Source organism: Parapedobacter pyrenivorans (assembly GCF_014636865.1).
Lineage (GTDB): Bacteria > Bacteroidota > Bacteroidia > Sphingobacteriales > Sphingobacteriaceae > Parapedobacter > Parapedobacter pyrenivorans.
In genome coordinates this window covers 2,955,416-2,973,457 of record NZ_BMER01000001.1, presented here as the reverse complement: position 1 = coordinate 2,973,457, position 18,042 = coordinate 2,955,416, and the positions used below count along the sequence as shown (strand labels likewise).

General features: G+C 53.8%; 13 protein-coding genes. 1 reads left to right on the top strand and 12 read right to left on the bottom strand.

Annotated elements, in window-relative coordinates; genetic code table 11:
• Positions 1-152 precede the first annotated feature (152 nt).
• From IEV98_RS11775 to IEV98_RS11740, 8 genes are read right to left on the bottom strand one after another with little or no spacing between them, the layout of a single operon-like run.
• The gene (locus tag IEV98_RS11775) at positions 153-1,901 is read right to left on the bottom strand and encodes a beta-L-arabinofuranosidase domain-containing protein (protein WP_188506022.1); all 1,749 of its coding nucleotides are present in this window, start codon (positions 1,899-1,901) and stop codon (positions 153-155) included.
• A 17-nt stretch (positions 1,902-1,918) separates the two neighbouring features.
• The gene (locus IEV98_RS11770; protein WP_188506021.1) at positions 1,919-2,818 is read right to left on the bottom strand and encodes a PorP/SprF family type IX secretion system membrane protein; all 900 of its coding nucleotides are present in this window, start codon (positions 2,816-2,818) and stop codon (positions 1,919-1,921) included.
• A gap of 1 nt (position 2,819) precedes the next feature.
• The gene (locus IEV98_RS11765) at positions 2,820-5,279 is read right to left on the bottom strand and encodes a T9SS type B sorting domain-containing protein (RefSeq protein WP_188506020.1); all 2,460 of its coding nucleotides are present in this window, start codon (positions 5,277-5,279) and stop codon (positions 2,820-2,822) included.
• Between the two features lie 5 nt (positions 5,280-5,284).
• On the bottom strand, positions 5,285-6,337 hold the full coding sequence (locus tag IEV98_RS11760) for a DUF5013 domain-containing protein (RefSeq protein WP_188506019.1): 1,053 nt from the start codon (positions 6,335-6,337) through the stop codon (positions 5,285-5,287).
• 21 nt (positions 6,338-6,358) lie between these two features.
• On the bottom strand, positions 6,359-8,044 hold the full coding sequence (locus IEV98_RS11755) for a RagB/SusD family nutrient uptake outer membrane protein (protein WP_188506018.1): 1,686 nt from the start codon (positions 8,042-8,044) through the stop codon (positions 6,359-6,361).
• Positions 8,045-8,062: 18 nt separating this feature from the next.
• Entirely contained in the window at positions 8,063-11,194 is a 3,132-nt protein-coding gene (locus IEV98_RS11750) for a SusC/RagA family TonB-linked outer membrane protein (RefSeq protein ID WP_188506017.1), read from the bottom strand.
• Between the two features lie 55 nt (positions 11,195-11,249).
• Positions 11,250-12,005 carry an SDR family NAD(P)-dependent oxidoreductase gene (locus IEV98_RS11745; protein ID WP_188506016.1) on the bottom strand — a complete coding sequence of 252 codons (756 nt, stop codon included), beginning with the start codon at positions 12,003-12,005 and terminating at the stop codon, positions 11,250-11,252.
• Positions 12,005-12,760 (bottom strand): SDR family NAD(P)-dependent oxidoreductase, encoded by a 756-nt coding sequence (locus IEV98_RS11740; RefSeq protein WP_188506015.1) that lies wholly within the window; start codon positions 12,758-12,760, stop codon positions 12,005-12,007. Before IEV98_RS11740 ends, IEV98_RS11745 begins: the two co-directional genes overlap by 1 nt.
• 269 nt (positions 12,761-13,029) lie before the next feature.
• Here IEV98_RS11740 and IEV98_RS11735 point away from each other — a divergent pair, with 269 nt between their 5' ends.
• Positions 13,030-13,935, top strand: coding sequence for an AraC family transcriptional regulator (locus tag IEV98_RS11735; RefSeq protein WP_188506014.1), 906 nt, complete (start codon positions 13,030-13,032; stop codon positions 13,933-13,935).
• Here the strand turns inward: IEV98_RS11735 and IEV98_RS11730 are convergent.
• The 4 genes from IEV98_RS11730 to IEV98_RS11715 all read right to left on the bottom strand — a co-directional run bounded on the left by IEV98_RS11730 (position 13,932) and on the right by IEV98_RS11715 (position 17,960).
• Positions 13,932-15,668, bottom strand: a complete 1,737-nt coding sequence (locus IEV98_RS11730; protein ID WP_188506013.1) for an IlvD/Edd family dehydratase — start codon at positions 15,666-15,668, stop codon at positions 13,932-13,934. The genes IEV98_RS11735 and IEV98_RS11730 overlap by 4 nt on opposite strands.
• A 12-nt stretch (positions 15,669-15,680) precedes the next feature.
• Positions 15,681-17,351 carry a sodium/sugar symporter gene (locus IEV98_RS11725; RefSeq protein ID WP_188506012.1) on the bottom strand — a complete coding sequence of 557 codons (1,671 nt, stop codon included), beginning with the start codon at positions 17,349-17,351 and terminating at the stop codon, positions 15,681-15,683.
• 221 nt (positions 17,352-17,572) lie between these two features.
• Positions 17,573-17,749: a hypothetical protein gene (locus IEV98_RS11720; protein WP_188506011.1), complete on the bottom strand. Its 177-nt coding sequence runs from the start codon at positions 17,747-17,749 to the stop codon at positions 17,573-17,575.
• Positions 17,736-17,960 carry a hypothetical protein gene (locus tag IEV98_RS11715; RefSeq protein ID WP_188506010.1) on the bottom strand — a complete coding sequence of 75 codons (225 nt, stop codon included), beginning with the start codon at positions 17,958-17,960 and terminating at the stop codon, positions 17,736-17,738. Before IEV98_RS11715 ends, IEV98_RS11720 begins: the two co-directional genes overlap by 14 nt.
• Positions 17,961-18,042 lie beyond the last annotated feature (82 nt).

Below are 18,042 nucleotides of genomic sequence, written 5' to 3'. Positions count from 1 at the left end.
AATATTATCATGCCGGGAGCCCACCGGGAATTTTCGCCGGTGAGCTTCCAACCGGTATCTAAACGGCGTAAGCCTGGGAAAGGCAAAAAAACCACTCACTACCGCGCCAATGGCGGCAAGTAGGGCGCAGCTTCAGTGGTGCGGCGACGGCTTCAATGATCTTTTACTTCAAAGATAACTTGTTTGTGATACGTCGCCCCCTCGCGTACCGCAGGGTCCAGCGTATGGAAAATAGGGGTTAATGAATACGGATCGCTTTCGCCGACCTGCCACTTATCCTTCCCAAGCCGGTTGATCGGGGTTGCTTCGCTCAACACGCGCTTTTCCGACCCCGGGTGGCCTAACACCAGTGGGCCATAGCTGATTTTACGATCTCCCGGCCTGTCGATGGTGGTGTTTGATAACGGCTGCAAGCGCGGCTGCATGCTAAACGTATATTGGATCTTATCACCCTGCTTCAGTTTTGACCTGACCACGAGAAACCCGGCTTTCTTTCCGTACGAAACCGGGCTGCCATTCACCGTGATGGCGGGATCTTCCGCCCATTCCGGAGCAAACAGATGTAGCCTCGTCGCGTTGTTATTCCCTTGGGTAGCCAGCACCTCTAGTTCGATATGGCCCTTATACGGGTATTGGCTTCGTTGCAGCAATGTGGTTTCCCCGCCCGACCGGGGGACCGACACTTCACTGGTGTTGAAGAACGGCAAATAGACCCGGTTTTTTCCACCGGTGAAATAAGTATACTGGATGGCGGCCGCCAAGCCTTCACCGCCCCGCATGGTGCAGCACCAATACGCTTCATCGGTATGCACCGATAAGACATCGTCTTCCGGACCCGGGCAATTGTCCAGCCCGAACCCGCCGTTGGCACGTTGCGCATGCGTCATCGCGTTGTAATAAATCAGGTGGGCATCCTGGAGGTAGTGGGGGTCCCCGCTATCTTGCCACAGTTGGGTGGCCACCATAAACGCATCCACAATGGCGCACGGCTCGGTCCATTCAGGCCTGCCGAACCAGTTAAAATTGGCGTAGGTTTCCGTCATCGCCTCGTCTCGGTAAAGCGCGTACCGGTTTGCCGCAGCCTTCAGCAGCTTGTCGTCTTTCGTCACCTCGTAGTAACGCAGCAATCCGCGGATTGCAGTCAGGGTGGCATGGGTTTGTGCCTTGATACGTACCAAATCCATCTGTAAGAAGCGTGCCACCATTTCATCGATCAACCCCTTCAGTTCAGGGTCGGGAAACAGGGTATAGGCATGGATAACGCCATCCATGAAAATGAAATCGCAGCCAATATCGGACGAGAGCAGCCAGTTGCCGATGGCATTTTGGGTGGTACCTGAAGCCTCGCCCACGTCATGGAGCCGCTCGTCGGGATCTATCGGATATTTGGCGTGATACCCCTTGGTGGGCAGTGCCAAATTGGTGATGATGTTCTTGATGTGTTGCTTTACCCGATCGTCTTGTTTCCACGCATAGTATTCGCACAGGCCCCGCAATAACCACCCATGGCCAGACAATTGCTGTTCGAGGATGGAATCCTGCATAATCGGCCCAAGGTAGCCTTTTGCATTGACGCGGGTGTCAATGCGGTCGATCAGTTCGGCAAGATACTTCGGCTCGCGGTGCGTGGCCTGGGCCTGCAGCGTCAATCCGAGGATAATGCGCCCCTCGTAATCACCCGGCCATCCGGCCGACACGCCTTCATGGGCAACGGGAAACACATTGTCAGGGGTATAAATATCCGATTCCAATCGATCAAAATTCCGGAGCGACCGGGTTTCCAACTCCCCGGAAACCCGCAGTTGCCCATACGGAACCGGATTCAACTCTTGCCCATGCAGTGAAACGCAAAAAACGCCACCGCAAACCGCTAAACCAATCATTCTAAACATACGATTCATCTCACAAAAAACTTATACTAAAAATTTAAACGACCGGATGATCGGCCACCAAGCGCATACTTCAGTCCGAGCTCTAAACGTTCACCGGAAAAATTGATTCCATTTATTCCATTCGAATAGAGCAGTACGGCGGAAAGCTGGGAAGTAAATGTTGTGGAGATCCCACCGGTAAACCGATCTGAACTGTGGTAAACGCCGTCTAAGGTAAATTTATTTTTCAAACCCAATGAAATGCCCGCATCTACCACAGCGGGCATACCCGACAAGGTGCGGTAATAAACGCGCGGTTCCACGGTTAGGCAATCGGCGGCACCGCCGGCATTGAACCGATATCCCGCCCCCGCCATGAATGTCGATGTTCCCGGCAGATCACCTCGTTCACCATTCAGCTTACCGCTAAGCGCAGGCATAGCAACCTGGATGGTCCAATGGGCATCGGTATATGCCACGCCCGCACCGCCGTCCATTGCATTCCGCTGTTCGTTGAATGCGCCGACCACGGGGTCGCCGGTCTGCCCCCGGATATCGGATTCATCGATCTGCGCACGGTGCATCCCCAGCGAGAGCCCGAAGTGAAGGTGCTGCCGGTCACCGTCCAACGGGAGGTGATAGGCATAGGTGCCCATCAGCCGTGTTTGGGCAATCAACCCTTGGCGGTCTTGCGAAGCCGCAATGGCCAAGGCCGTTTTGCCGCTCCGGTAAGCAGCCGTCAGCGCTTGCGTATGGCCGGCATCCTGCACCTCGTTCAATTGGTGTGCATACCCCAGAAAAAAAGACCACCCTTGATCCATCCCGGCTAACGCCGGATTCAGCAAGTAAGGTTGGTGGAAAAACTGCGCATTCAACTGATTCGGTTGCGCATAAACGGAGCCGACGACCAGGCCTGACATGGCCACAAAGAGCGATATCCGTTTCATGCTAACGTCCTCTTTTAACGTCATGCAACACCGTAATATAGCCCTTCAATGGTTTCTTTGCAGCGTCCCCATAGTCCACCTGGTAATAATAGGTCCCTTCAGGCAAAAGCTCGCCGTGGTTGTTCCCACCCCAACGGCGTCCTTGCCATTCGTTGCGGTACCCACGCTTTTCGAAGACGATGCCCCCGCGCTTGTCTACCACCTGCACGTGATTATTTGGAAATTGATCAATATCGTCAATCAACCACACGTCATTGATGCCGTCGTTATTCGGCGTAAGGATATTGGTCGCGCCGCTTCCGGTGGCCGCGGGGTTTTCGATTACCTGTCGTTCGATCTTCCCTACGACAACCTGATCGCCGTTGATCACATTTCCCTCGAAGTTCGCCAAAAACCCTTTCGGCACCAAGATCACAGGCGCCATGCTGGGCAACCCGCTCCCATGGTCAACTAGGGTATCCCGCCTCACCACATAGATGGTTTCACTGTCTTCTTCCTGCAGGTAACTGCCATCATATAACTCTTGGTACATAAACAGCCGATTATACTGTTTCGTCATCACCCAATAGAAATCATCCATCGGCTGCCCATGATAATCCGTCCAGACCTGAAGAATATCGGGATGTTCGGCAGCTGCGCCGGCGTCCAACCGAGCGGGCTCCACACTGGTATGCTCCCAACTTTCATTGAAACTATTCACCCATACACTCGCGGGATTATACTTGAGCACCCGCACCCAAAAACTTCTGTAAAAGTCGCCATTTTTCCGGGTTACATCGACTAAGTTGCCTACGCCGTTCCAGAATCCGGGACTCACCGCCATGACCTCGTCGCCCACCGGGTTGGCACCTTCGATCAACAAGGGCCATCCGTAGGTGTTGCTATACGCCGCTTCATCCGCCACCCTGTTAAACATCCACCTCACGGTGAACTTCTGGAAAAATGGCATCGATTGCACGTTATCCAATATGTTGGCCCGGTTCGGCAAAAACTCTACAAAGTGCACCATGAAAGGCATCCCGTCCTGATGGTAGTAGGCATCTTTGTGGGGTTCGTAGAATTCCTGCCACGTGCGCCGCGATTCATCTTCGCACCGCACCACGGCCGCTGCGTCGTCCAATCCACGGCTTGACCCCATTGCAATACAGAAATACAGCTGATGTTGGGCCGAGGAGCGGTTCGCATTCCAGAACTCGATGCGCTCGATTAATTTCTTTGCGCGATTATCCACCCACGGATGGTTTCCGTTGGTAATATCCAGCATGATGTAGGTGAAGCCTGCATCGTGTATCAATCGGATCTGCTCATCCAACACGGCCGGATCCCCGGCATCATAGCGCCCCAATGCAGGCGTATACACGTTTCCCCAAGCGTCCCAGGTGTTGTATTCCGGTGCCGAGCGCGTCTTAGATTTGTCGGGATTGCCAAGGCATAACCACTCATCCGCAGAGACCGCCGTTGCCACGACCTCACCGGGGCTGATCATACCGATCATTCGCGCCTTGGGAGCCGGCTTATTGCCACGTGACACCATCGTTGCAGGCCGGTGACCGGCAATCCAATGGTGATTGGCGTCGGTGAATCCCGACCCGGTAGCGTACGACACCCACCAATTGCCATTGATGTAATAAGCGACATCTGCTTGGCCATCCCCATCGATATCATAGGCAAACCAATCAGTTGCATCGTTACCGAACCCGCTTTTCCATACGCCCTGCGTCACAAAGCCGGTACCGCTGGAAAGCGCAACGGACCAATTTCCGGTGCTTTTCTCCACCACCACGGCATCGGCCATGCCGTCACCGTTTACATCGGCGAGCAGGTGTCCATCGGCCGTATGGCCGAACGCATTGATCCAAGGGGAAAAGCCGCCAATGGCTCCTTTTCCATCAGAAAGGCCGACATACCACGCGCCTACGAGGCCCGTGTGGAAGTAGATGATGGCATCGTCTTTCCCATCGCCGTTTACATCGGCCAGGAATTGCTTCGTTGAACCCACCCCGTTTCCTACGGCCCAGGTCACCGGAGGTGAAAATCCATCGCCTTCGGAAAGGGCAACATACCAATTGCCATCCTGCGGATCGAATAATACCGCATCGGTTTTCCCATCACCGTTCAGATCGCCCATCAGCGCGGTTTTACCTTCCGAATCAAGCGCCGCATCGGCGAGCAAGCTGACCGGCTCCGTAAACCGTTCGCCATCCGAAAACGCGCCGAACCATGCGCCGTTTTCAACAATGACGGCGTCGTCCTTCCCGTCGCCGTCCACGTCTTTCAGGAAAAAGAAGTCGGCATCCAACCCAAACCCGGAAAGCCGCTTGTTCGGACCCTCATTAGCGAGCAGCGTGGAGTAGAATACGCCTGAATGCTTAGGCGCCGGGGTTTCCTGCGCGCTAGCACCGGCGGCCCCCAACACCACCGTCACCGCTACACATACTTTCTTGGCTATTTCGAGTGTCATATTAATCAATTAAACAGATTTTGGTAATGATAAAGCCGAAACTTGTCGAGCCGGAAATACTGTTGGTCTTGCAACAGATTTGCCACTACACCCAACGTGACTTCCGTTTCTTCCGTCAATACAAAGGACAGCGACGGGGCCGTAAACGGCGTGTAGGCGATGGCTTGCGCAATGTCATCGGCATCAGGTAGACCGGGGCCTTCGTTCACCACGATATAGGCTTGCTCGGTAATCGCGAAATCCAAAAAGGCCACATCCAAATCGTACTTACCTGCCGGTAGGGTCATGGTTTGATAAATCTTCCCGTTTGGAATTTCGGGTGACGAATAGCGTTCCATCGACATGAAACCGCCGTTCCCGTAATTGTCGAAACCGCCCAACGTCCCACCCTCGTAGTTCTTCACACTGGCACTGGTGGTCCAGTCGGCCAATACGCCGCGCCTTGCCCCATCGTATACGGAGGCGATGAACGGATGTCCGGAATTTTTGATGTATTGGTTGGTCACTTCCACCTTGGTGCCCAGCATCACCGGGTCTACGTCTAACACCACATTCAGCTTGGACAGGTCCTCGTTCAGTTCGAACTTGGAGGGGTTGGACAATTGGATGGTCAACACCAGCTGTTTGCCCAGGTAGCTGTTTAATTTATTTGCATCAAACACAACATCGAAAGCGCTGTGATCTTTCCCCGCCGACACCGAGGTGGGCATGCTGTATACATCGGCAGGCGCGACCACGGCATTGGCCGCTAAAACGCCTCCCGAGATCAACTGCTGCGCAGCGGCATCGTCCGCGCGCACCTCTAGCGTGAAGGATTGTTGTTCTTGCAGGCCCGATCTGCCGATATACACCGGTACGACCAACTTACCGTTCTCCTTGTCGACCAGGTAATTCTTCGGATTTGCTGGCACGTTGAAAACCGGGTTGGTGGCCGCCGTCATGTAAATCTTGGCCGCTCCCGAGGGCGCGTCAACGCTTTTCGAACATGCCGACACACCAATCGCCAAGCACCCTACCATCGCGCCTATCCACGCTAACTTATTTCTCTTCATTTTCATGTCTATCGGATTTTAAGGTGATCAATAGCCCGGGTTCTGTCCGTTAACCCACTCCGGGCCGTTCTGTGCTTTCATTTTAGGATTCGAATCAATCCACCCTTGAAATATAGGGAACAGGTAATTACGCTCGGAAAATTCTTGCGTGTGCACCACCGCGCGCGTATCATATACCCATTGCCCGTCCTGCTGGCGGATGTCTACCCCGTAAATCGGCTGATTGAGCACCACCTCCGCCGTCCGCCAGCGGATGAGATCCCACCAGCGTTTATTTTCGAATGCCAGTTCCACCCGGCGCTCCCGGCGTACCATCTCACGCAGCTCCTCCCGGTTCAGCGCCCGCCCGTAGGTATCTTGCAACGACGGGATGCCACCCCTTAGACGTACCTGATCGATCGCATCGATGACGGACTGGCTGATATCCCCCGCTTCGATACTTGCTTCGGCATAGTTTAACAGGGCTTCAGCGTAGCGGAAGTAAATGTAATTTGCCCCGTCCTTATGCAGGTTCCCGACCAACGACGCATCGATTCCTTTACGCCTGAAATAACCGGTATTGTTCTCGGCCGCCGGATTGCGCGCAAACTGCTGGCCTTCTTTCATCCGGTATACCTGCCCGGCGAACTCCACCCCGTCAAAAATAATCGACTGGTAGAACCGCGGTTCCCGGTTTTCATAGGGCGCCGACTCGTCGTAACCCGCCCCGGCATCGGTGGGGCGCAAGCCGTTCGCCATGGCATAATCATCCACGAGATTCTGTGTGGGTTGCATGGATGCCCATCCGTTGAAGTTCCCCTTGGGCCCATAGTAGTTATTCCGATACCCGGTCCGCGTAGACGGCTCATGTTGGTAGGCAAATATCGTTTCCCTGTTGTTGTTGTTTCCTTCCAGGAACTGATCATGGAAATCTGGGAACAGGCCATACGGATTTCCGTTACCGAGTTCATCGATCAATTGCTTGTAGGTCGCTGCGGATTCGGTATGATTTCCGGCAAACAGTTCAATCCAACCCTTCAGGAACAAGGCAGCGCCCTTACCGGCCCGGCCCTCGTTCGCCGACCCTGCGGTGTTATTGGCGGGTAGGTCGTTGGCGATGGCCGCAAGTTCTGACACCAAGAAATGGTAAGTTTCCTCGGAGGTACTCCGGGGCTTAAAGATCTCGTCGCCCTGCGAAGCCTGATGGAGCACGTTAGTGACCAACGGTACGCCGCCATACGCCATCCATAGCTGGTGATAGAAGTAAGCCCGCAAGAAACGGACTTCCGCCTCGCGCTGTTTACGCCATTCTTCCGGAAAGTTGCCTGCATGCTCTTCCACCAACTTCAGGAACAGGTTACACTTCCGGATTCGACCATAGGTGTGATTGTACATAAACGGAATTGCAGGGTAGTCGTGGTTATACAGCCCGGGATTAAGGGAACCTGCACCGTACGACCTGGCCACAGACTGCGTCCAAGACATGGACCAATGAAAACTACAAACGGCGTTATCGCTCCAGTTTTCAAAAGCATCGTAGTTATAGCTCTTTCCTTCCTCGTCCGGCAAACTGCCGTATATCGCATTCAAAAACAAGTCTGCGCCCGATGGGTCAGAGAAAACGGTCTCCGAAGATAGCTGGTCGCGGGGGGTCACTTCCAAAAAGTCATTACTGCATGATGACAGGACGAAAAGTAACAGAAACAGGTTAAAGCATTTTATTTGATGTGTCATAATCATATCCCTAACTGATTAAAATTGAACATTTAATCCCACAGAAAACACTTGTTGGTGCGGGTAATACCAACCGCGTGCGTTGTTATCGGTGCCACCGCCGCCCTGCCCCATCTCGGGATCGATAAATTTCTTGATCGCGCTCCAAGTAGCCAGATTCTGTCCGGCTGCATAGATGCGCAAGCCACCTAAGCGCATGGCATTGGCTATTTCCGTGGGTAACGTGTAGCCTAACTCTGCATTTTTGATACGTAGGTAAGAAGCATCGTAAAACCACCAGCTAGACGACTGCTGGTTGTTGGCATTGCCGCCCTGACTGAATAGCCGTGGAAACCGCGCATCGGTGTTATCCGGTGTCCAGTAATCGTCGGCCACTGCCTGGGTGGCGCTTGCGCCCACATAAAACGGCCAAACCAGTTCCATTTGAATCTGGACATTCGTCTGCGCGGCACCTTGAAAAAGTACGTTTAAATCAAAATTCTTGTATCTGATCCGCGGGCTGAAGCCATAGATGACCTGGGGCAATATCGGATGGCCGATATGGGTTTGATCGTTGACATCTACTTGACCGTCTCCGTTGATATCGGCATACATGATGTCGCCGGGCGCTACCGCACCGAATGTAGGCGTCGGGAATCCCCGCAATTGCCCATTTTCATCAAAATCTTCGATCTGGTATAGCCGCATCGCTTTCAATGCGAACTGGGAATTCAAGGGCCGGCCTGTGCGGGACCGGTTGGGGTCGTTCCGTGTCACCGCATTCTCAAACGTCTCAATCAGCTTGTTCTTCGCATAGGTGAAATTGGCAGCCAATCCTACTTCAAGATCGTTCGAAAGCGATTTCTGGAACTGGACCGACAGATCCAGACCGCGGTTTTCCATCACGCCGGCATTGATCTGCGCAAGCCCGATTCCATATTCGGTTGGCACCACCGACGACGGCGATACCAGCATGTTATTGCGCTTTTCGAAAAAATAATCGACCTCAAAGCTCAACAGGTTGTTAAACACTGCACCTTCCAGGCCGACATTTGACTTCACCGCCCGTTCCCAGGTGATGTAGGGGTTTGCCTCTGATCGTTCATTAACACCCTGCAAGATGGAGCCGCCGAAGTTATAGGCATTCCCACTCAGGGACATCGCGTTCGAATACTGGAACGGCCCGCCAGCCAGGTTGCCGGATTCGCCGTACGACGCGCGGAGCTTCAATTGGTCAACCCACTCCACGTTGTCCTTCATGAAACGTTCTTCCGACAAACGCCAAGCGAGCGAGAACGCTGGAAAAAACCCGAAACGCTTGCCCGGCGCAAAATAATAATGGCCGTCATAACGTCCGGAAGCTTCCGCGAAATAGCGATTATTAAACCCATAGGTTACCCGGTAAACATAGCCTACCTGCCGGGCCTCACTGGAGGTTCCGCCCGTGCCCCAATCTTCTTTATCCGAGCTTCCCAAGTCGATTTCCGGCACGTTGAATTCGTAATTTCCACGTGACGCGGCCACGTAATCCCAGTCGGACCGCCGGGCTTCGATGACGCCCAGGCCCGTTACCGAGTGCTGCCCGAATTGCCGGTTGTAATTGATCATCCCCTGCAGGGTGTAATCTTTCCATCGTTGGTTCTGTACAAGCAACGACGGTTTGCCGCCAACGGTTACTTCCGTATACTCATACGGCGTGGTGGTGGTGTTGATTGAATAAGATGATGGAGCCGGTTCATTCCAGTTCTTATCGTGCAGCGTGGTTGGGTCATAGCTGACCACCCCCTTGAGGCTTAACCCCTTAACCGCCCGGATTTCTTGGTCAACCGTGAGCTGGGCCATCACCCGGCTCTCTTCGCTAGCGCGCGAACCGGTTGTCAAGTGGTGCAAGATGCGTTTACCATTATTGTAGGCCTCAAGGCCGTTCGAGTAGCGGAGCGCATTGATGGGCCACCAAGCCTGTGCAGTGGAAAAAATTTGCCGGGGATCGCTCGACGGCCGATTGACGAGCTCGTTGTAGGCGTTGATTGACAGCCCGATCTTCGTTGTTTCGGTCACTTTGGCATCGATGGTGGTTACCAGGTTGTAACGCTTCCGGCGTGTCGACGACCACATTCCTTCCTGCCCGAGGTACCCCAGGCCGGTGTAGTACGTGATGCGATCTGTGCCACCGGAAAACGCCACGCTGTGGTTCGTGAGGGCAGTGTTCTTATTCCGGATCGCGTCCATCGCATTGGTATTCGGGTACTTGTCGTAATCGGCATCCGGGGCCCCCTCCACCGACTTCCGGAATCCTTCGACCATTTCGTCGGAAAACGGCGCTGCCTGACCGGCATTGATATCGGCAATATTGCGGAGGCGTACGTAATCATAGGCATTGACCATGTCTACAATAGTTGTTGGGTTTTGGAAGCCCACATATCCATTGTATTCGAAAGCCATCTGCCCGCTTTTTCCCTTTTTAGTGGTGACCAGGATAACACCATTCGCCCCGGCCATACCGTACGGTGCTACTGCAGCCGCATCCTTCAAGACCGTAAAGCTTTCGATTGTGCTGGGGTCTAGCTTGGAAAATGACCGCGGCACGCCATCAACGATCACCAGCGGTGAACTGTTGCCCGTGGTGGCCACCCCGCGGATATGGATTTCCGCACCGTCCCGGCCGGGCTCACCGCTGCTCTGTGCGGCAATGACACCGGCAAGCCTGCCATTCAACGCATTACTCAGATTTGCCGATGGGGCATTTTTGACATCCGACGTTTTCAACGTGGCAACCGAAGCGGTGGTTTCGCTGCGCTTCTGGGTGCCATATCCCACAACAACCACCTCGTCGAGGGCATCGGAGGTGACCTCCAAGGCAATGGTTAGGCGTTCTCTACCCATAATGGGTATTTCGAGCCTTTCGTAGCTCACGAAGGTCACCACCAAGGTATCTTGGCCGGGCGCCGTTATCGAAAAGGCACCCTCATTATTGGTTACGGTGGTCCGCCCAGTAGATTTAACGAGCACCGTGGCTCCAGCCAACTGCTCGCCGGTCTGTTTATCGGTCACGCTCCCCGAAACAATAGCTTCCTGTTGGATCGCCGCCTCGGCATATCCCGTCATCGCTCCCCAATTGAGCAACCAAATGGTCAATACACCCGGTACCAGTCGCAAAAGTTTGTGTCTCATAATCTGATTTTAATCTAATTCCCTTTGTAATTTCGAAATGCTTACGCTCGCCGCGTTAGAACGTGATGGTCAACCCCCCATCCACCGTCAGCACAGACCCCGTGATGTACGATGCATCCGGACCGGCCAAGAACCACACCACACCCGAGACTTCCTCGGGTAACCCCGGCCGCTTCAAGGGCAAGTGATTATATTTAATGTAATTATCCTTGAACCAATCCGATTCCAATTCATTGCCATGGGCCTTGACCGACATCGGCGTACTGATAAAGCCCGGTGCGATCGTATTTGCTAGGACATTACGTGGTGCCAGTTCTAATGCCAGCGACCGTGTGAATTGGGTTATGGCGGCTTTGGCCATCCCATAGGCCGAGCTACCATTTTCCACCCGGTTCTGGTGGATGGATGTGATGTGGATGACCCGGCCGCCGTCTTTTAGCAGCGGCACGAGCAAACGGCAGCTCTTTACCGTGCCATAGAGCATCACCTGCAAGGCATTATCCCATTTTTCAAACTCACTGTCCAATACGGGCATCCCTTGCGATACGCCTACACTATTGACCAGCACATCGAAATCGCCACATTCCGCGTTGATCCATTCCGCCAGCTTTTCGATGTGGCTGCTATCTCTCACGTCAACCTCAAACACACGATGACCATCACCAGGCAGCAGCTTACATGCTGCCTCCCCTTTGCTGAGGTCTGACGACCCGATGAATACCCGATACCCCTCGTTAGCGAAACGGATGGCTGTCGCTTTTCCAATGCCCGAAGATCCGCCAAGGATGACCACTTTTTTCTCCTCCAACATTAGTACGTCGCCCTCCCTCCAGAAATGTCAAAAGTAAACCCGGTTGAAAAACTGGCCTCCGGCGATACAATCCAGCTAGCCACAGACGCCACTTCCTCCACCGTTCCCAAACGTCCCATCGGAATCTTGTCTGTCATGTATTTGAGCTGCTCGGGCGCCGTATCGGCATTCATCGCCGTCTTGATAACAGCCGGTGCCAATCCGTTTACGGTTATCCCTTTGGTGGCATATTCCTTACCTACTCCTTTCACCAAACCGATCACGCCGGCCTTCGTTGCCGAATACCCCACCATGTTGGGGTTGCCTTCCTTGCCGGCGATGGATGCGATGAGCAGGATACGGCCATAATTCCGTTTGGCCATCAATGGTATGGCATATTTGGTCATCAGGAAAGCCCCTTTCAGGTTCACCCGGTAAACGTCGTCAAATGCGATGGCGCTATAATCTTCAATTGGCGTACTGGTCGGCCCCACGATACCCGCCGCGTTCACCATGATATCCAGTCGCCCGAATTGATCGGAAACTTGTTTATATACCCGCCGTACGGCATCCTCATCGGCGATATCCAGTGGCAAACCACTCACCTTCGTGCTCGCCTTACTCACCTCCGCTATCGCCATGGCCAATTTATCTTCGTTTTTGTCGGCCAGTATCACGGTTGCGCCTTCCGCAGCGAGCCGGTATCCAATGGCTTTTCCTAACCCATCTGCACCGCCCGTTATCAAGGCGACTTGATTTTCAAATCGTTTATTCATACGTTATAATTAAAATTTGCTGTTACTATTCCGGAAGCGCCCAATCCCCGCACAACGAATAGCGAGCCAGCATGCGGCTGCTTCTTCAATTCCGTTGTGTTAAGACCGGCCGATTAATAATCATTGTTAGCATGGGCTAAATTACAGTGATTCGACCCCGCCGGAAAACACCCCTTTTGCAACCTGTGATACACTATTTACATCCCATACATTTCTGCTTTGATTATTCGCACATAATAGCTAATTATGTACAACCATTTATGACTATTATGATGCAACACCAATTAAAAAGCGTATACCAGCACCAAAGTGGATCGGCCGATATGAGCTTTGTGGTTAGGGAGTATCTGCAACCGCATTTCAATTCACCTTTCCACTTTCACGATGCTTACGAACTCATCATGATCCCGAAGAGCCAGGGGAAACTCTACGCGGGAACCAAAGTGCTCAATTTCACCGATGGTGAAGTTTTCCTTTTCGGCCCGGGCTTGGCGCACTGCTTTTTAAACGATCGGTCATTCAAGGAGACCGGCGAAACGGCGCACGCGATTGTTATATTCTTTAAGGAAGATTTTTTGGGTGATTCCTTTTTCGAAAACGCCGAGCTGGTCAACGTCCGTTCGCTCTTGCAAGCTTCGTCAATGGGGATTAAATTGAACAGTATTGATAGCGAATTGGCTGTGAGCTTCCACCGTATAACGCAAAGCAAAGGAATGGAGGCCTTGCTGTTGCTACTGCAGATGCTCCATCGGCTTTCCGGCCTACATGAGCACCTGGTTTCGATCGACAGCGTGATCCCCAAGGTCAGGCATGATCGAACAGATGCCGAACGCCTGGAGAAGGTTATCCGATACATCATCGACAATTTCAAGGACGAGCCCGACAGTAAGGAAGCCGCATCGATTGCGTGCATGAATGAGGCCGCGTTCTGTCGCTATTTTAAGCGACGGACGGAGAAAACATTTTCACAATTTGTCAACTACGTCCGTGTTACCCACGCCACCAACTTGCTATCCAAGGAAAATTGGACTATTGCCGGCATTTGCTATGAATGTGGGTACAAGAATATTTCCTACTTCAACCGCCAATTCAAGAGTATCATCGGTGTAACCCCGCTCGAATACCGATCTGTGCACCGGGGTGCCGCCGAGACATTGCTGGAGGAAGTCGTTTAATGCGAGTCGCGCGACACCTCGCTTCCCGACCCGCCCTTCAGGAAATCGAAATCTGCTCCCAGGTGCGCCTGCTCCACGTGGTCTACGTACAGCTTGGCATAGCCGCGCGCAAAGGGATTCACTTCGTTTTGCCACCGGGCACGCCGCGAGGCCAGTTCCCCCTCCTCCACCAGCAGCTCCAGCCGACGGCCGGCCACATCCAGGCGGATCAGATCGCCGTCCTCCACCAGCGCCAGCGTGCCCCCTGCGGCAGCCTCTGGAGACACGTGCAGCACCACCGTGCCGAAGCCCGTGCCGCTCATCCGTCCATCCGAGATACGCACCATGTCGGTTACCCCCTTGGCCAGCAGCTTCATCGGGATGCCCATGTTGCCCACCTCCGGCATCCCAGGGTAGCCCTTCGGGCCCACGTTCTTCAGCACCAACACGGACGTCTCGTCCACATCCAGGTCCGGGTCGTCTATCTTCCGCTTGTAATCCTCAATGTCCCGAAATACCACCGCACGACCCGTGTGCTGCATCAGCGCCGGTGATGCTGCCGACGGCTTCAGCACGGCCCCGTCTTCGCACAGGTTCCCGCGTAGCACCACCATGCCCGACACCGGGTTGATGGGTTCCTCCACGGTGGCGATCACCGTAGTATCCACGCTCACGCAGCCCGCGGTGTTCTCGCCAACCGTACGCCCGTTCGCCGTCAACGCATCGGTATGCAGGAACCGTTCGATGGCGTGCATCACCGCCGGAAGGCCGCCCGCATAGTAAAGGTCTTCCATGAAATAGGCCCCCGAGGGCTGCAGGTTGGCAACCAACGGCACCTCCCGCGAAAACCTATCGAAGTCCTCCAGCTCCAGCTCCACGCCCATCCGGCCAGCGATAGCCATCAGGTGGATGGCAAAGTTCGTCGATCCGCCGATCGCCGCATTCACACGGATGGCGTTCTCGAAAGCCTGCCGCGTGAGGATGTCCGACAGCTTCAGGTCCTTCCGCACCATCTCCACGATCCGCCGGCCGGACAGTTGCGCCAGCACCTTCCGGTTGGCGTCGGCTGCCGGTATGGCCGCATTACCCGGCAGGGTGATGCCCAGCGCCTCCACCATACTCGCCATTGATGACGCGGTGCCCATCACCGCGCAATGCCCACGACTCCGGCACATGCCCCCCTCTGCAAGGTTCAGTTCCTCCTCGCTCATCATGCCACGGCGCGCATCCTCCGAAAACCGCCAGATATCGCTCGTGCCGATGTTCCGGCCACGGTATTTGCCCGTGAGCATCGGACCTCCCGAAACAACCAGCGTGGGCAGATCCACACTGCATGCGCCCATCACCAAGGAGGGGGTCGTCTTGTCGCAGCCGCAAAGCAGCACCACCCCGTCCAACGGGTTCGCCCGGATGGACTCCTCAACGTCCATGCTCGCCAGGTTCCGGAAAAGCATCGCCGTCGGCTTCATCAGCGTTTCGCCCAGCGACATCACCGGGAACTCCACGGGGAAACCGCCGGCCTCCAGCACCCCACGCCGGACGGACTCGGCAAGCTCGCGGAAATGCGCATTGCACGGCGTCAGCTCCGACCACGTGTTGCAGATACCGATCACAGGCTTGTCGCGGAACATGTCCCAGGGAATACCCTGGTTCTTCATCCACGCGCGGTAGATGAAACCGTCCTTGCCCTTGCGGCCAAACCAATCGGAACTACGTAATTTCTTATTATTCTCTACGTTATTATTCAAACCCATTATCAATTATTTTTACCAAAACATCATATATAAAGCCACCAGTATACCGCAGACCAATAACGCACCCGCCGCAAAACCACGGTCCACGCCAAACATCCGCCGGTCTACCTCCAACCCTTTTGCCTGTATGCCCCGATGCCGATCCCACAGGCTAATGCCCCACATCCCGATAACGCATAACACGAAAACAATGCTCATCCGGTCTAAAAAAGGTATTTCGAACTGCCCGGAAGCGTTCAGCTTTGCGAATCCGATGGGTTCGAGAAACGACCAGCTCACCCAATTCGGGGAAAACTTGAGCCATACTGAAAGCGCAAATCCCCCGATCGTCGCAAACAATGCTGCATTAGATGTGGTGCCTTTCCAGAAAAACCCGAGGATGAACATCGCGAAAATCCCCGGGGAAACGAAACCTGTATATTCCTGGATGTACTGGAAACCGCCCTTCTTATCGATTCCCAAAAATGGGGCAATCACCACAGCGACCAACATCGAAACGACAACGGTCCACTTCCCCACATGCACCATTTTCCGTTCGGAAACCTGCCTGCCCGAAAGCCTTTTGTAGATATCCAGCGTAAAAATGGTTGCGATGCTATTGGCCTTACCCGCTAGGGAGGCAACGACTGCTGCGGTAAGCGCCGCAAACGAAAGTCCTTTGAGGCCTGGAGGCAATAGGTTCAATAATACGGGATAGGCTCGATCGGGATTCAGCGAGCCATCGGCAAGCATTTCCTGTTGGAAGTTTCCCTGCTGGTACAATACGTATCCCGCAATACCCGGCAGCACCACGATCAAGGGCATCAGCAATTTCAAGAAGGCAGCAAACAGGATCCCCCGGCGCGCCGTTTTCAAATCGGCACCCAATGCCCGCTGCGTGATATACTGATTGCATCCCCAGTAATTGAGGTTGGCGATCCATAAGCCGCCCAGGATGACACTCAGACCCGGCAAATCAAAATAGTGGGGATTATCGCGGTGCAATATCATTTCAAAATGACTGTCTGCGTGCTCCGTCATCAGCTTAAACCCCTGTAATACACCCGAAGAACCGAAATGATCGGCTACCAAATCAAGCGCCAAGTAGGTAGTGGCTAGGCCTCCTAGCACGAGAATACCGACTTGTATTACATCGGTATAACCGATGACTTTCATTCCGCCCAATGTAATCACAATGGCAAATACCGCCAAAAAATACATACAGGTGGTCAGGTCTAACCCGGATATGCTATTGATGGCCAACGCGCCCAGAAACAGGATAGACGTGAGGTTAACGACTACATACAGCAGCAGCCAGAACACCGCCATGATCAAGCCTACCGTATCGTTATACCGTTGGCTTAGAAACTGGGGCATGGTGAAAATCTTGTTCTTCAGGTAGACCGGGATGAAGAAAACGGCGACCACAATCAGCGTCAGCGCCGACATCCACTCGTAAGATGCGATGGCCAATCCCATCTGAAAACCGGAGCCGCTCATGCCGATAAACTGTTCCGCGGAAATGTTAGAAGCAATCAACGACGCACCTATGGCCCACCACGTAAGTTTTCCCTCCGCCAGGAAGTATTCCGTGGTCGAAATCTCGGCAGTTTTTTTTCGGAAATACACCCACAGGCCGTATCCGGCAACGATGATAAAATAGCAAATAAAAACAACGTAATCTCCCGTGGTTAACCTATTCATTTCGGCTTATTCAATTAATTGGCAAATGCAACAGGTTGCAAATATAGATTGCCGGAAGTCCGAAAGCGTGCACGAGATTTGCTCAGGTTGATACACTATTTGCCGGAACAAGGAGGGCAACAGCCACGTTTGGCCCACTTCTGATCGTCCAAAAAAACAGAAAAAGCGTAAAGGGACCACCCGTAGGCAGTCTCTTCACGCTTGAAGGAAACCTCAGTCGATTAGTGGCGTCTCCGCCACAGGCGTTGCAGCAGCCACGTCACGGCAAAGCTCACCACGGCACCGATGGCGGCGAGCAGTGCTGTGCGCAACATATCGTGCATGCCCAGTTGGCCGATGATGCCCAGCAGCGTTCCGCCGGTGGTGCCGATGCCGAGCTGGTGGTTAGTCTTCATCATCGTCGTCCCCTTTTTTTGCAGCACTTTCCACGGCTTCCAATACACCAAGTGCCAGCGCTACATATTTGGCTACCACGACTACCTTGGGCGGCAGCTTCAGTGGCGCAGCAATAATCAATTGACTGGCCATCGCCAGCGTTTCTTTGATCCTGTCGTATAGTGTCGGCTTCTCCGCTTCGGGAAGCCCAACGGTTTCTTTGTTTACGTTCATTTTTTAGCTTTTTTGTGATCTATTAAATGTGGAGGCACTTTGGACGCGCGCCGCAACTGTAACGTGGGGTGCTGTTAGCAAG

Coding starts and splice junctions, on each gene's coding strand:
- IEV98_RS11775 (WP_188506022.1), bottom strand. CDS start 1,901: ATGAATCGTATGTTTAGAATGATTGGTTTAGCGGTTTGCGGTGGCGTT.
- IEV98_RS11770 (WP_188506021.1), bottom strand. CDS start 2,818: ATGAAACGGATATCGCTCTTTGTGGCCATGTCAGGCCTGGTCGTCGGC.
- IEV98_RS11765 (WP_188506020.1), bottom strand. CDS start 5,279: ATGACACTCGAAATAGCCAAGAAAGTATGTGTAGCGGTGACGGTGGTG.
- IEV98_RS11760 (WP_188506019.1), bottom strand. CDS start 6,337: ATGAAAATGAAGAGAAATAAGTTAGCGTGGATAGGCGCGATGGTAGGG.
- IEV98_RS11755 (WP_188506018.1), bottom strand. CDS start 8,044: ATGACACATCAAATAAAATGCTTTAACCTGTTTCTGTTACTTTTCGTC.
- IEV98_RS11750 (WP_188506017.1), bottom strand. CDS start 11,194: ATGAGACACAAACTTTTGCGACTGGTACCGGGTGTATTGACCATTTGG.
- IEV98_RS11745 (WP_188506016.1), bottom strand. CDS start 12,005: ATGTTGGAGGAGAAAAAAGTGGTCATCCTTGGCGGATCTTCGGGCATT.
- IEV98_RS11740 (WP_188506015.1), bottom strand. CDS start 12,760: ATGAATAAACGATTTGAAAATCAAGTCGCCTTGATAACGGGCGGTGCA.
- IEV98_RS11735 (WP_188506014.1), top strand. CDS start 13,030: ATGATGCAACACCAATTAAAAAGCGTATACCAGCACCAAAGTGGATCG.
- IEV98_RS11730 (WP_188506013.1), bottom strand. CDS start 15,668: ATGGGTTTGAATAATAACGTAGAGAATAATAAGAAATTACGTAGTTCC.
- IEV98_RS11725 (WP_188506012.1), bottom strand. CDS start 17,351: ATGAATAGGTTAACCACGGGAGATTACGTTGTTTTTATTTGCTATTTT.
- IEV98_RS11720 (WP_188506011.1), bottom strand. CDS start 17,749: ATGATGAAGACTAACCACCAGCTCGGCATCGGCACCACCGGCGGAACG.
- IEV98_RS11715 (WP_188506010.1), bottom strand. CDS start 17,960: ATGAACGTAAACAAAGAAACCGTTGGGCTTCCCGAAGCGGAGAAGCCG.